Annotated in this window: 13 protein-coding genes; 3 read left to right on the forward strand and 10 right to left on the reverse strand. The window is 72.8% G+C overall.

The genetic code is table 11. The annotated features are described in order from the left end of the window. Positions 1–22: 22 nt before the first annotated feature. On the forward strand, positions 23–700 hold the full coding sequence (locus tag EDC02_RS13325; RefSeq protein WP_199757630.1) for a TetR/AcrR family transcriptional regulator: 678 nt from the start codon (positions 23–25) through the stop codon (positions 698–700). A 20-nt stretch (positions 701–720) separates the two neighbouring features. Here EDC02_RS13325 and EDC02_RS13330 read toward each other — a convergent pair whose 3' ends face one another. The 7 genes from EDC02_RS13330 to EDC02_RS13360 form a co-directional block, all read right to left on the reverse strand. After that, complete coding sequence (locus EDC02_RS13330; RefSeq protein ID WP_123602228.1) at positions 721–2,343, reverse strand: FAD-dependent oxidoreductase; 1,623 nt, start codon at positions 2,341–2,343, stop codon at positions 721–723. A 19-nt stretch (positions 2,344–2,362) separates the two neighbouring features. Continuing rightward, the gene (locus EDC02_RS13335) at positions 2,363–3,124 is read right to left on the reverse strand and encodes a hypothetical protein (protein ID WP_123602229.1); all 762 of its coding nucleotides are present in this window, start codon (positions 3,122–3,124) and stop codon (positions 2,363–2,365) included. Next, positions 3,117–3,356 (reverse strand): ferredoxin family protein, encoded by a 240-nt coding sequence (locus EDC02_RS13340; RefSeq protein ID WP_123602230.1) that lies wholly within the window; start codon positions 3,354–3,356, stop codon positions 3,117–3,119. Before EDC02_RS13340 ends, EDC02_RS13335 begins: the two co-directional genes overlap by 8 nt. Positions 3,357–3,358: 2 nt before the next feature. Next, positions 3,359–5,122 carry an FAD-dependent oxidoreductase gene (locus EDC02_RS13345; RefSeq protein WP_123602231.1) on the reverse strand — a complete coding sequence of 588 codons (1,764 nt, stop codon included), beginning with the start codon at positions 5,120–5,122 and terminating at the stop codon, positions 3,359–3,361. A gap of 102 nt (positions 5,123–5,224) precedes the next feature. After that, positions 5,225–6,043, reverse strand: coding sequence for a maleylpyruvate isomerase N-terminal domain-containing protein (locus EDC02_RS13350; RefSeq protein ID WP_233605899.1), 819 nt, complete (start codon positions 6,041–6,043; stop codon positions 5,225–5,227). Next, positions 6,040–6,870 carry a fumarylacetoacetate hydrolase family protein gene (locus EDC02_RS13355; protein ID WP_123602232.1) on the reverse strand — a complete coding sequence of 277 codons (831 nt, stop codon included), beginning with the start codon at positions 6,868–6,870 and terminating at the stop codon, positions 6,040–6,042. The genes EDC02_RS13350 and EDC02_RS13355 overlap by 4 nt, the downstream gene beginning before the upstream one ends. After that, a complete protein-coding gene (locus tag EDC02_RS13360) occupies positions 6,867–7,958 on the reverse strand; it encodes a cupin domain-containing protein (protein WP_123602233.1) in 1,092 nt (363 codons plus the stop codon). The genes EDC02_RS13355 and EDC02_RS13360 overlap by 4 nt, the downstream gene beginning before the upstream one ends. A 57-nt stretch (positions 7,959–8,015) precedes the next feature. On the opposite strand from EDC02_RS13360, the gene EDC02_RS13365 reads away from it, so the two are divergent. Both EDC02_RS13365 and EDC02_RS13370 read left to right on the forward strand, forming a co-directional pair. Next, positions 8,016–8,780, forward strand: coding sequence for an IclR family transcriptional regulator (locus tag EDC02_RS13365; protein WP_123602234.1), 765 nt, complete (start codon positions 8,016–8,018; stop codon positions 8,778–8,780). 178 nt (positions 8,781–8,958) lie between these two features. After that, a complete protein-coding gene (locus EDC02_RS13370) occupies positions 8,959–10,569 on the forward strand; it encodes an ABC transporter substrate-binding protein (protein ID WP_123602235.1) in 1,611 nt (536 codons plus the stop codon). A 124-nt stretch (positions 10,570–10,693) separates the two neighbouring features. Here the strand turns inward: EDC02_RS13370 and EDC02_RS13375 are convergent, their stop codons facing one another. Genes EDC02_RS13375 through EDC02_RS13385 form a run of 3 tightly spaced genes read right to left on the reverse strand, consistent with a single transcriptional unit; the run spans position 10,694 to position 14,054 of the window. Then, complete coding sequence (locus EDC02_RS13375; RefSeq protein ID WP_123602236.1) at positions 10,694–11,461, reverse strand: SDR family NAD(P)-dependent oxidoreductase; 768 nt, start codon at positions 11,459–11,461, stop codon at positions 10,694–10,696. Then, positions 11,454–12,383, reverse strand: a complete 930-nt coding sequence (locus EDC02_RS13380; protein WP_123602237.1) for an alpha/beta hydrolase — start codon at positions 12,381–12,383, stop codon at positions 11,454–11,456. Before EDC02_RS13380 ends, EDC02_RS13375 begins: the two co-directional genes overlap by 8 nt. A 3-nt stretch (positions 12,384–12,386) precedes the next feature. Next, positions 12,387–14,054, reverse strand: a complete 1,668-nt coding sequence (locus tag EDC02_RS13385) for an NAD(P)/FAD-dependent oxidoreductase (protein WP_123602238.1) — start codon at positions 14,052–14,054, stop codon at positions 12,387–12,389. Positions 14,055–14,203 lie beyond the last annotated feature (149 nt).

Here is a 14,203-nt window from a genome sequence, read left to right on the forward strand (position 1 = left end):
CCGCAGACCCGAAAGAGGCACCGTGGCAGAGTCGCTGGATCGACGACAGCAGATCATCGCCTGCGCGGCGGCCTTCTTCGCCAGTCGTGGCGTGGCCGCTACCACGGTCCGGCAGATCGCCGACGAGGTCGGCATCCTGTCCGGCAGCCTGTACCACCATTTCGACTCGAAGGAAGCGATCATCGAGGCGATCCTCGGCCCCTACCTGGAGGATCTGCGCCACCGGTACGCCGAGGTGCTGGCCGGGGAGAACGATCCGGCGACCCGGCTGCGCGAGCTGGTCCGCGCCTCGCTGGACACCGCCGCGGCGCATCCGCACGCCACCGAGATCTATCAGAACGACGTCAACTACCTGCGTGGGCTGGCCCGGTTCCACTACCTCAAGGACGTCGCCCGCGAGGTGCAGAACGCCTGGCTCGGGGTGATCGAAGCGGGCGTCAGCAGCGGAGCGTTCCGCCCCGACATCGACACCCGGGTGTTCTACCGCTTCATCCGCGACGCGGTCTGGCTGTCGGTCCGGTGGTTCCATCCGAGCCCCGACAATCCCACCAGCCGGCTCGCCGACCAGTGCACCGCGATCTTCCTCGACGGCCTGGCCGCGCGCCCGACCGATGTAGACGCGCCGGCCCAGGCGGCCCCGCCGACCCCACCAGCCGCAGTCGACGCGGTCGATGGGGCGGCGCCGGCACCGGCCGGCTGACCGGCCGGTAGCCGGCCGGCTCATCCGGCGGCCAACGAGCGCCCGCTCAGGTATCCGTACGTCATCCCGGCGGCGAGCGTCGCGCCGGCACCCGGATAGCCCGGTCCGAACGGGCTGGCCGCCACGTTCCCGCAGGCGTACAGTCCGTCGATCAGCCCACCGTCGACGTCCCGCACCTGGCCGTGCTCGTCGCAGAGCGGGCCGCCCTTGGTGCCCAGACAGCCCAGGTGCAGCCGTACCGCGTAGTAGGGACCGTCCCCGAGCGGACGCAGGTTGCGGTGCGGGCTCACGGCCGGATCGCCCCGGTACCGGTCGTACACCGTCGTACCCCGACCGAACTGCGGATCCCTGCCCTGCGCGGCGTGCCGGTTGAACTCGGCGACCTGGTCGGCCAACCCGTCCGGGTCGATGCCGACCGCACCGGCCAGCTCCGCCAAGGTCGGTGCCGTCGCCATCCACCCCGGGGTCGGCGCGTCCGGGGTCGCCGTGGCGACCGAGTACGACGACCGGAACCGGTCGTCGAACACCAGCCAGCAGGGCAGGTTGGCGTACTCGTAGCGGATCGGGTCGAACGTCGCCATCGCCTTGCCGAGGTCGTTGTAGTTCATCGCCTCGTTGGAGAACCGCCGGCCGTGCCGGTTGACGATGATCCCGCCGGGCAGCGCCCGAAGACCCGACGTGGGTCGGAACAGCGGCGCGCCGTCGTAGGTGTCGCCGGCCGCGTACACCATCGGCCCCCACCAGGCCTCGCTCATGTTGCCGAGCGCGGCGCCGACCTCCATCACCATGCGCAACCCGTCGCCGGCATTCGCCGGTGGACTGGCCGGTGCGTCCATCGGTACGCCGAGGAACTGCCCGACCATCGCCGGATCCCACTCGAACCCACCGGAGGCGAGCACCACACCCCGCTGCGCGAGGATCTCCACCTCGCCGTCGCCGGTGGCCACGGTGATCCCGTCGACCCGCCCGCCGGTACGCCGCAGCCGGACCGCCCGGGTGTCGGTGTGCACCGTGGCACCGAGCCGCAGGCAGCCGTACAGCAGCTCACCGACCAGGGCGGCGCCCATCCCGACCACGCCCTTCGCGGCGCGTTCGGCGATCAGCGCCCAGTCCCACCGGTCCAGGGTGTCCATCCCCCACTGGTCCAGTTCGAGCTTGGTCACCGGCACCGTCGAATGCGTCGGCCGCAGCTTGCCGCGCAGCTCACCGAGCACGGTCGCGTCGAACAGGTCGCTCTGCAGCGTACGTCCGCCCGGATGCGCCCCGGGCAGGTCCGGCTGGTAGTCCGGGTGCTCCAGGTTCGGGGTGAAGCGCAGGCCGGTACGAGCCACCACCAGGTCCAGCATCGGGTTGACCTGGTCGACGAAGGCCTCGATGACCCGGTCCGGGACCCGGTCCAGGGCGAGCCGTCGCAGGTAGGTGAGTGCGTCGTCGCGGCTGTCCGGCACGCCCGCATCGGCCAGCCAGCGGTTCGCCGGCGCCCAGATGGAGCCGCCGGAGACCACGGTGGTGCCGCCGATCACCGGCGCCTTCTCCAGGATGGTGACCTGCAGGCCGGCTGCGGCGGCGGTCAACGCCGCGGTCAATCCGGCGGCGCCGGTGCCGACCACCACCACATCGGTACGGCGTGGCAACTCGTGCATGGCTCGTCTGCTCCCCTCGTCAGGCGCTGGCCCGCCGGGCTTCGAGTGCCTGGCGGATGTTGCGCAGGAAGTCCTCGGCGGTCGGCTCCACCATCGGCCCCATCAACAGCTCGACCATCGGGGCCATCGGCCCGCCCGGGGTGAGCTGCAGATGGAAACGCAGCCGGGACCGGCCTGTCCGGGGCGATGTCGGCGGGCCCGACTCCCGGTCGACCGCAGCGGCCTCGGTGGCAGCGGCCGGCGGGCCGTCCGCTGCCACCGGACCGGCCGGCGGGTGGGTCGCCCGGCGGCGGTTCAACCAGCGCAGCAGGCGGCCGGCCACGGCGAACCTGATCCGGCGCAGCAGTCCGGGACGGGTCTGCTCGTCGCCGCGCGCGGGCCGTCGCTGCTCTCCCGAGGTTGGGGAACCGTTGGCCGGGGAACCGTCAGCTTGGGAAGCGTCGGCCGGGCCGGCCGCGGTGGCGCCGCCCGGTGCCGACGTCGGCACGTCGAGCGGCTCGATGTCGAAGCTGCCCTGCCCGGTGATCCGTTCGGTCAGCCCGGTGATGGTGAACTCCGCCCGCCGGCCCGGCTCCCAGACGGTGATGTCGGCCTGCAGGTCCACCTCACGGGCGAGGACCCCGACGTCACCGCGCAGCGTCCAGATCGACCGCCGGTCGTCGACCAGGTCCAGCTTCTGAAAACCGACCAGGAAGTGCGCCCAGTTCGGGATCACCTCGACGAACGACCACACCTCGTCGACGCCGACGTCGATGTCCAGGGTGTAGCTCGCCTCAATCATGGTCGGGCCGGCCCGGCAGGATGGAGATCGGCTGCTGCCGCATGCTCCAGGTGAACTCGATGTCGATCGCGCCGGCCGGACACTCCACCCGGCAGACGTCGCAGTAGCTGCACTCGTCCGGGTAGCGGACCATTTCCGCCACGCCTCGGTCGATGTGCAGGATGTCGCCCGGACAGACGTCCTGGCAGATCCCGCAGAGCGTACAGAGGTTCTCATTGATCCGTGGTGCCATGCCTATCCCACCTTTCCGGCGAGCCGTGCTCCCCGCTCACCGACCAGTTCCACGACCGACCGGTTCTCCAGTTGCGCCGCACGCCAGGACGGGGTCGGCACGGTGTGCTCCAGCACCGGTTGCTCGCCGTCGTGGCCGGCCAGGATCGACACGCCGAGCCACCGCTGGTCGTCGGCGCCGGGCCGGTCGGTGCGGTAATGGCCCATCAGGAAGCTGAACCGGCTCTCGTCGCGCTCCAGCGCGACGGCGGTCATCATCTCGTCGAACAGCCGCAGGTCGAACGCCTCATGGGCGCGCATCAGCTCGTGGCCGTTGCCGGCGTGGACCTCGCCGGCCGCCGCCGCGTATCCGCGCAGGTACTCGGCGGCCTGCCGCAGCCCGATCTCGTTGCGGTCCATCCCGACGTACTTGGTCATCAGGTCCTGCAGCTGGTGCTCGTACTCGCGCCAGCCGATCCCGCTGGTCCGGTTCAGCGGTGCCAGGGTCCGCCGACGTTCGGCGGCCACCGCCGAGGCGTCCAGTACCGGCGCGGCGGCGGACCGGGCGAACTCGGCGGCGGTCCGGCCGATGACGTACCCGCTGGCCAGCGAGCCGGCCAGGGCGTACGCCGGGGTGGCCAGGTCACCGGCGGCGAACAGGCCGGGGACCCGGGTCTGCCCGTCCGCGCCGACCACCACGCCCTTGGGCGACCCGGTGGCCGACCAGGCGCCGTTGAACAGCTCGAACTCGACCGGGTGCCGGGAAAGGTCGATGCCGGACTGCTCCAGGAACTCCAGGAACAGCGGGGCGTCGTAGGAGATGTAGTCGCTGATCGCGGCGATCTCGGCGGGCGGCAGGTGGGTGCAGTCGATGTACACCGGCCCACGGCCGGCGAGCACCTCACCGGCCGCCTTGCCGACGATGCCGAACCCGAACCGCCGCTCCCCCTCGACGTCCGGCAGGTCGGCGATCAGCTGACCGTTGCCGTTGACCAGCCGGCCGCCGGCCTCCAGCAGGTTGCCCATCGCGCCGGTGGCGAAGCCACGCGGGAAGAGGAAGGTCCCGAGGAACTCGATGTTGGCGGCCACCGCGCCGGCCCGGGCGGCCAGGGCGAACCCGGTGGTGGCGTGGTAGGGCCGGTGGTAGGTGTGGAACGCGTCGCGCCGGGGCGAGTTGAAGATGACCCGTTCGGCGTTGCCGGTGGCGACGATCACCGCGCCGGCGCGGAAGGTCAGGAACTCACAGGACCGGATGTCGAAGCCGGTGGCGCCGACCGCGCGGCCGGTGTCGTCGAGCTGCACGCTGGTGGCGTGCACGCCGCCGATGATCCGGACCCGGTCGGTGGCCGCCGCCCGCTCGGCGAGCCGGGGCTTGATGTCGGCGCCGTCGAACTTGAGCACGATCGGCCCGGGCGTCCACATCCGGCCGACCCGCTCGTAGTCGCCGTCGGCGTTGCGCAGCGGCACCCCGGACTCCTCCAGGAACCGGCAGACCGCCGGCAGCGGGTCGATGCCCAGCGGCCGGGCCACCTCCATGTCGACCAGCCCGAGGGCAATGTCGCAGTACCAGTCGGCGAAGACCTCCGGGGTGTCCCAGGGCTCGCCCAGATCCAGGTAGGTGGTGAGGAAGGCCAGTCCCCGGCCGGCGTCGCCGGAGCGCCGTACCGACCTGGTCTTGTCGACCAGGACCACCGAGGCGCCCGCCTCGGCGGCCCGCACGGCCGCCACGCAGCCGGCGATTCCCCCACCGATGACGAGTACGTCGGACTCGATCACGTTGCCGTCCACCGGTGCCTCCCTCCTATCGTCGGTGACTCGCCGTAACCGGCGGCCACCAGAAATCGATCATGTCATCGTGCCTGGTCAGCGGGGTCCGACGAGCGGACCGGGTCATATCCACGGCGGCGGTGGCGCGACCACGGCACCGGCCGGCCGGACCGTCAAACGGTCCGCCGGCACTCGCCCGATCAGCCAGCCGAGCAGCTGCCAACCGGCTCCGGACAGCTCCACCGGCCGGACCGGTGCGGTATCACCGGACCCGGCCGTACCGGCCGTCGCCACGCTTCCCATGCCGGCGGTCGGCACGCTTCCCGTACCGCTGGTCGGCACGCTTCCCGTACCGGTCCGCCAGACCCGTGGCCGGTCAATCGCCCGCAGCTCGACCGCCGGGCCGGTGCCACGACCGGTGAAGGTGGCGGTCACCTCGTCGAGCAGCGCGTCGGTGAGCGGACCGGGCAGATCGGCCAGGGTGCCGCCGAGGTCGAGGTCGGCCTGGTGCACCCAGACCTCCCGGACCCGCAGCCAGAGCACCTGATCGGCGGGGACCTCGCGGCCCTGGCCGGTACGGACGGTGGCCGACCAGGCGTCGTCGGGCATCGCCCGGACCGCGTGGGCGAGCCGACCCGCCGCGCCGGCCAGATCGGCGCGCAGCTCGCTGGCGCCGCGCCCGGCGCCGGCGTCGATGTCCGCGCCGCGCTTGGCGGCGCTGGCGTACATCGGGGTGACCACCCCGGTCCGTGCCCAGGTCAACAGGTTCACCAGGGCGTCGGCGTTGCGGGCCAGGTGGGTGACCAGGTGGGCACGGGTCCAGCCGGGCAGCCGGCTCGGTGCCGCCGCGTCGGCGTCGGTGAGCTGGTCGACCAGTTCCCGGCACCGCTGTTCCCCGGCGGTCAGCCAGCCGCTGACAGCGTCGGCCCCCGCGCCGGTCACGGTCGCTCCGCCCGGCAGGTGTTGCGGCACTCGCCGACCCCACCGATCCGGGTGACCAGCACGTCACCGTCGGCCAGGTACCGGGGTGGTTTACGGGCGTGGCCCACTCCGCCGGGCGTCCCGGTGGCGATCACGTCGCCGGGACGCAGGGTGCAGATGGTGGACAGGTACGCCACCAGCCGGGGCGGGTCGAAGACCAGCTCGGTGCTGTCGGAACTCTGTACCACCTCGCCGTTGACCAGGCATTCGACGCTGAGCCCGGCGTCGAGGTCGAGTTCGTCCGGGGTGACCAGGCTGGGTCCGAGCGGGGTGGTCGCCTCGAAGGTCTTGCCGGCCAGCCACTGCGGGGTGCGGTACTGCCAGTCCCGGGCGGTGACGTCGTTGAGCACGGTGTAGCCGGCGATCGCGGCGGCGGCCTGATCGGGGTCGGCGTGCCGGACCGTGGTGCCGACGACGACCGCGAGTTCGGCCTCCCAGTCCATCGCGGTCGAGGCGGCCGGCAGTACGACCGGGTCGGTGGCCCCGATCAGCGCCGGCGGGTACTTGGCGAAGATCGTCGGGTGTTCCGGGAGCTGGCGGCCCATCTCCAGGATGTGCCGGCGGTAGTTCAGCCCGACGCAGATGATCTTCTCCGGTCGGCTGACCAGCGGAGCGTGGTCGAGTCCGTCGACCGGATGCCGGGTGCCGTCGGCGGTGGCGGCGCGCTGCGCCCAACCGGGGTCGGTGAGCAGCTCGCCGAGGTCGGCGGCACCGACCTCGACCGCCGCGTCGGCGTCGACCCGGACCGCGGCGGTCCGGTCGCCGGTACGGATGGTGGCCAGCCTCATGCCGGGTCACCCACCTGGTGCCGGTCCAGGTGCAGCGCCTGGTAGCTGGGTGCGTCGCTGAACCGGAACAGGTCAGCGCCGTCCGGTGACCGCAGGCTCACCGGGCACCAGGACGGTACGGCCAACAGATCGCCGGTGCCGACCTGGTGTTCCCGGCCGTCGAGCAGCACGGTGGCCTGCCCGCTGAAGACCTGCCACACCGAGGAGCCGACCTCCCGGCGGGTCGCCGTGGCGGCACCGGCGGCCAGCCGGTGCATCTCCAGGCGCAGCGTCGCCAGGGCGTCGCGGCCGGTGGTCGGGTTGACGAACCGTACCGCCGCGTGGCCGGGCTCGACGAGCGCCGGATGCCCTTCGTCGGCGAGCTCCAGCTGCGCGGTGAGCGCGGCGTCGGTGTGCGTCCAGCGGTACGCCGGCAGCGGCGAGTGGACGGTGTCCGCCTCGGCCGACAGCGGGCGCAGCCCGGGGTGGGCCCAGAGCCGTTCGCCCCGCGAGGCGGCCGGGGTCGACGTGTCGGTGAGCTGGTCCGGGCCGAACTCGAAGAACCCGGCGTCGAGTTGGGCGTTCAGCGGAATGTCGAGTCCGTCCAGCCAGACCATCGCGGTGTCGGCGGTGTTGTGGTGTTCGTGCCAGGCCCAGCCCGGGGTCAGCAGCAGGTCGCCCCGGCGCATGGCGACCGGGTCGCCGTCCACGACCGTCCAGACGCCTTCCCCGTCGAGCACGAAGCGGAACGCGTTCTGGCTGTGCCGGTGGGCCGGGGCGACCTCGCGGGGCCCCAGGTACTGCACCGCCGCCCAGAGGGTCGCGGTGGCGAACGGGTCGCCGGGCAGGCCGGGGTTGGCCAGGGCGATGGCCCGTCGTTCGCCGCCACGGCCGACCGGAACGAGGTCGCCGGCGCGGGCCGCGAGCGGCAGCAGCCGGTCCCACGGCCAGACGTGGGGCACCGCCCGGGGCGTCGGGGCGACCGGCATCAGCCCGTCCCGTACGGTCCACAGCGGTTTGAGTCCAGCGGTGTCGAAGTCGGTGTAGAGCTGCTGCAGAGCGCGGTCCTGCACCGTGCCGGCAGCGGCCTCGGAGTCCAGGTCAACCATGTCGCCAGGTTAGGAACCTTCTTTACGACGGAATGATCACGTGGTCATAATTCTCTGGTGCAGAACGCCGTGCCGTACCCCATCGAGTCCGTCGACAACGCCCTGCGCCTGATCCTGCTGCTGCGGGAGCGGTCCCGGCTCGGGGTGGCCGAGGCCGCCCGCCACCTCGGGGTGGCGCCGTCCACCGCGCACCGGCTGCTCGGCATGTTGAAGCACCACGGCTTCGCCGTCCAGGACGGCCGCCGGGCGTACCTGCCCGGACCGGTCTTCGCCGACCTGGGGCTGCTCGCCGGCCGGTCCGGCCCGGACCTGCGGACCGTGGTGCGGCCGCATCTGGAGCGGCTCAGCGGCGAACTGCAGGAGACGGTGCACCTGGCGGTGCTGCAGGGCACCGCGGTCCGGTTCCTCGACGGGGTGGAGGCCACCCACGGTCTGCGCGTCGGTTCCCGGGCCGGGATGTCGATGCCGGCGCACTGCACCTCGGGCGGCAAGGTGCTGCTCGCCCAGCTCAGCCCGGCGGAGTTGGAGGTGCTCTATCCCCGAGGGCTGCCGGCGGTGTACGGCCCTGCGGTCGAGGATCTGGCCACCCTGCGCCGCCAGTTGACCACCGCACGTCGCCTCGGCTACGCGGTGAACCGCGAGGAGAGCGAGCGGGGCATCACCGGGATCGGGGTCTGCCTGCGCGACTCGACGGGGCGGGTACGCGGCGCGTTGGCGGCCGGGATGCCCACCGCGCGCTGCCCGAACACCCGGATTCCCGAGGTCGCGGCGGCGCTGCGGACCGCCGCCGGGCTGATCGCCGCCGAGCTGGGCGGGAGCTGACCTTCGGCATCGGGCGGCAACATCGGCGCAACGTGCCGTTGACGAAGCAAGCGCTTTGTTGGTAGCTTCCTCGCCTACTCTCGCCGGCGCCGTGCCGTGCCGCACCGCTGGTAGAGCAACTGCCGCCTACCGAAGGTGGGACCGAAAAGTGAGATCCCTGCACCGCACACTCGCGCCGATGCTGGCGTTGTCCCTGCTGCCGCTCGCCGCTTGCAGCACCAGTTCCGACACCGACTCCGACACCACCGACGACAACGCCACCGCCGCGCCCGGCTGCCCGCCGGCGACGTCCAGCACGGTGGCCCACGACCCGACCGCGATCCTCAAGTACGGCAGCGTGCCGGCCAGCTCGCTCGACCCGATCCGGATGGTCGAGGCCAACGAGATCACCGTGCTGCAGACGATCTTCGACCCGCTGGTCAAGCTCGACGCCAACGACCTGCCCATCCCTGGCCTGGCCACCGAGTGGAGCGTCGTCGACGACGGGGTCATGGAGTTCAAACTCCGCGACGGCGTCGTCTTCTCCGACGGCACCCCGTTCGACGCCGAAGCGGTGCGCTTCAACATCGACCGGGCGATGAACGACGAGGAGTCGAACATCAAGGGCGACCTGGCCAACGTCCAGGCCGTCGAGGTGGTCGACGAGCACACCGTACGGTTCGAGCTGGATCCGCCGAACCCGGCTGCCTTCCCGATCGTCCTGTCCGACCGGCCCGGGCTGATGGCCTCACCCACTGCGGTACAGGCCGCCGGCTCCTCCACCGCGTTCAGCGACGCGCCGGTCGGTGCCGGCCCGTACGCTGTCGAAGGCCCCTGGTACGCCCGGGAGAAGGTCAGCGTCCGGGCCTGGGACGGCTACTGGAACGCGCAGGAGCGGCTGCTCGGCGGGATCGACTTCATCGAGACCTCCACCGACGCCAGCCTCGGCGCGCTGCAGGCCGGCGACCTGGACGTGCAGTACATCGAGGACGACAAGGTCGCCGCGGCCTGCGCCGACGACCGGCTGCGGGTGATGTCCTCGTCGACCAACGAGGTCCGCGCGTTGCTGATCAACCAGGCGATGGAGCCGTTCGACGATGTGCGGGTCCGGCAGGCCCTGCAGTACGCCCTGAACCGCGAGGCGATCACCGAGGCGCTGACCGACGGCCGGTCCGAGGCGGCGACCCAGTGGTTCCCGGAGGGATCGGTGCCGTACTCACCCGAGCTGGCCGACGCCTACCCGTACGACCCGGATCGGGCCCGGGAGCTGCTGGCCGAGGCCGGCTACCCGGACGGGGTCACCTTCACCGCCGAGATCGGCGGCACCTTCACCGCGTACGTCCGGATGGGTGAGCTGGTGCAGGCGCAGCTGGAGCAGGCCGGGTTCACCATGGACCTGCAGCTGATCGACCCGGCGCAGATGCTGGCCCGACTGTACGGCACCGCCGACTCGCCGCCGCAGATCGCGGCCGCGCCGCTGGCCATGGCACCGGCCCGGTCACCGTCCAGCCGGTTCCGGGAACGGTTCTTCGAGGACGGCCGGTACAACCCGTCCGGCGAGACCATCCCCGGCCTGCGGGACCTGGTCGTCCAGGCGGACGCCGCCGTCGACCCCGACGAGCGGGCCGACCTGCTGCGCCAGGCGGCCACCCTGGTCTCCGAGGAGGCCGCCGCCGGAGTGCCGCTGTTCTTCGTCGCCGGGCACACCGCGATGGGTGCCCACGTCGGTGGGGGGCAACGCGGCTCCACCCGCTCGAACATGATCTTCGACGGGTTGTACATCACCGAGGGCCGGGTGCCGGTCGGCTGACCACCCGGACCGCCCCGCGCGGGCGGACGCACACTGCGGCGCCGCAGGATCCGTCCGACGGATCCTGCGGCGCCGCGGGTGTGCCGGCGGCACGGATGCGTGCGGGGCCGAGACGGGCGGCCGGTCAGGCCAGCGCGCCGCCGTCGGCGCGCAGCACGCTGCCGGCGACGAACGACGCGTCCGGCGAGGCCAGGAACGCGATGGTACGGGCGATCTCGGCCGGTTCGGCCCGCCGACCGGTCGGCCGCGTCGGGGCCGGGCCGGTGGCCGCACCGCAGGTCGACGCGACGTCGCCAGCGCTCAGCGCGGCCCGCATCCCGTCGGCCAGCCGGGTCCGCACCGCGCCGGGGCAGAGGACGTTGATCCGTACGCCGGCCGGGCCGTACTCGGCTGCCAGCGAGCGCATCAGCGCGATCAGCCCGCCCTTGGACGCCGCGTACACCGCACTGCCGGACCAGCCGCGCAGCCCGGCCACCGAGGAGACCGCCACGACGGTGCCACCGGTGGCCACCAGGTGCGGCATCGCGGCCTGGGCCAGCAGGAACGGTGCCCGCAGGTTGACGTCGAGCACCCGGTCCCAGTCGGCGACGGTGACCGCGTCGGACGGTCCGGCCTGACCCACCCCGGCGACCAGGGCGAGCACGTCGATCCGGCCGTACCGGCGCAGGCAGGTCTCGACGACGGTGGCCGCCGCCGCAGGCCCGGCCAGGTCGGCGGTGAGCGTCCCGACCCGGCCACCAGCGGCTCCCACCTGCTCGCGCAGCGCGGCCAGGCCGTCGGGGTCGACGTCCACCCCGAGTACGGTGTCGCCGAGCGCGGCGAGGTGCTCGGCGGTGGCCCGGCCGATGCCGGCGGCGGCCCCGGTGACCACCGCGACCCGTGGCTCAGCCATTCAGCACCGCCCGCAGCACGGCGAACGCCTGCGCGGTCGCTGTCCGGCCGGTGTCCAGCAGGTGCCACTGGGTGAAGAAGCCATGCGCCACCCCGGGATGGCTGGCCAGGGTCACCGAGACCCCGGCGGCACGCAGCCGGGCGGCGTACGCCTCGTTCTCGCTGCGCAGCGGGCAGTGCTCGGCGGTGACCAGGTAGGTCGGCGGCAGGCCGGCCAGGTCGCCGGCGCGCAGCGGGCAGGCCGCCGGCTGGTCCGGGTCGGCGTCGCCCAGGTACTGGTGCCAGTACCAGCGCAGGTGGTCGACGGTTACCGCGTACCCGTGACCGTTGCGGCGGTAGGAATCGGTGTCGAACCGGTGGTCGAGCATCGGGTAGACCAGCAACTGGTACGCCAGGGCCGGGCCGCCGCGTGCGACGGCGAGCTGGGCGGTGACCGCGGCGAGGTTCCCGCCGGCGCTGTCACCGGCCACCGCGATGCGCGCCGGGTCGACACCCAGCGCGGCGGCGTTGCCGGCGGTCCAGGCGGTCGCGGCGTAGGCGTCCTCGGCGGCGGCCGGGAACCGGTGCTCGGGGGCGAGCCGGTAGTCGACCGACACCACCACCGCTCCGCTGTCCCGGGCCATCAGCCGGCACAGCCCGTCGTGGGTGTCCAGCGAGCAGAACGTGAAGCCGCCGCCGTGGCAGAACACCACCGCCGGCTGCGGCCGCCCGGTCGGCGCCGGGTGGTAGACCCGTACCCGTGGACCAGCCGGACCGGCGCGGTGCTCGGCGATCCGGTGCACCGGCGGGCCGGCCGGCGGGTCACCCGGGCGGGTGGCGAGGATCCGCCGCGCCTCGGCGGCGTCGTGCACCTCGGTGCCGAGCGCCGGCATCCGCCGGGCGGCCGCCGCCACCACGGCGGCGGACTGCGGATCGAGTGCCATGGGTCAGACCACCGGGTCGCTGACCGGGTACGGGTCGGGTGCCGGGTCGTCGAAGCGCAGGCCCGGGTAGCCGGCCGCGGCGATCTCGTCGCACCGCCGCCGGTAGCGGTCCAGCCCGCCGACGTACGGCAGGAAGACCCGGGGTTTGCCGGGCACGTTCGCGCCGATGAACCACGAGTCGGCCTGCGGGTAGAGGGTGGCCTCGGCGAGGTCGGCGACGTGCGCCACCCACGCGTCCTGGTGGCACGGGTCGGCCTCCACCTGGGTCACTCCCCGGTCGCGCAGGTGCCCGAGCAGGTCGGCGAGCCATTCGACATGCTGCTCGATCGCCATGATCACGTTGACCAGGACCGACGGGCTGCCCGGCCCGGTGACGGTGAACATGTTCGGAAAACCGGCCACGGCCAGCCCGAGGTAGCTGCGCGGCCCGTCGGCCCACACCTGGCGCAGCGACCGCCCGCCCCGGCCCCGGATGTCGATGCGGGTCAGCGCTCCGGTCATCGCGTCGTAGCCGGTGGCGAAGACGACCGCGTCGGCCGGGTACTCCCGGCGGTTGGTCCGCACGCCATCCGGGGTCAGTTCGACGATCGGCTCGGACCGTACGTCGACCAGGGTGACGTCGTCCCGGTTGAAGGTCTCGAAGTATCCGGTGTCGCGGCAGATTCGCTTCGTCCCGATCGGGTGGCCCTGCGGGCAGAGCAGTTCGGCGGTGACCGGGTCGGTCACCGTGGCCCGGATCTTCTCCCGGACGAAGTCGGCCACCGCACGGTTGGCGTCGGCGTCGGTCAGCACGTCGGTGAACGCGGTCAGGAAGGACACCTCACCGTCGCGCCAGCGCTGTTCCAGCTCGGCCCGGCGGACCTGCTCGGGGACCTGGAGCACCCCCTTGCCGGTCCGCCGGTGCAGCGCCCGCGGATTCTCCCGCATCATCGCCCGGATCTGCGGGTATCTGGCCTTGACGTCGGCCTGTTCGCCGGGCAGCAGCGGCCGGTTGCGGGCCGGCAGGCTGAAGTTGGCGGTCCGTTGGAAGACCGTCAGGTGTGCCGCCTGCTCGGCGATCGGCGGGATCACCTGGATGCCCGACGAACCGGTGCCGACGACCGCGACCCGCTGGTCGGTGAAGTCGACCTCGTGGTGCGGCCACTGTCCGGTGTGGTAGATCGGGCCGGTGAAGTCGTGCTGGCCGGGCCAGTCCGGGGTCCGGGCGGCGGACAGGCATCCGACGGCGGTGATCAGGAACCGGCCGACGAAGGTACGCCCGCCATCGGCGCGCAGCCGCCACAGTCCAGCCTGTTCGTCGAAGTCGGCGGTCCGGATCCGGGTGTCGAAGGTGATGTTACGGCGCAGGCCGAACCGGTCGGCGACGTGTTCGGCGTACCGCAGGATCTCCGGCTGGGCGGCGAACCGCTCGGTCCATTCCCACTCCTGTTGCAGCGGCTCGGAGAACGAGTAGGAGTACTCCAGGCTCGCCACGTCGCAGCGGGCACCGGGGTACCGGTTCCAGTACCAGGTGCCGCCGACGCCACCGGCCGCCTCGACCGCGTGCACGGTGAAGCCGAGCGTGCGCAGCTTGTGGATCAGGTACATGCCGGCGAACCCGGCCCCGACGACCAGCACGTCGTACCGGTCCGCCGTACCGGCGGGGTCGTCGACCGCGGTGTCCGTCGTCATCCCGGCCGACGCTAGCCAACCGAGCGCTTGCTCGTCAACGCGTTCCCCGTGCCGATATACGGGCGGCCGGACGGACACCCGGGCACCGGTCGACATCGCTCGGCGCCGCCGAGCGTTGACGAACAAGCGCTCGTTAGGTACCTTGCCCG

It is taken from the genome of Micromonospora sp. Llam0 (assembly GCF_003751085.1).
In the GTDB taxonomy this organism is placed as follows: domain Bacteria; phylum Actinomycetota; class Actinomycetes; order Mycobacteriales; family Micromonosporaceae; genus Micromonospora_E.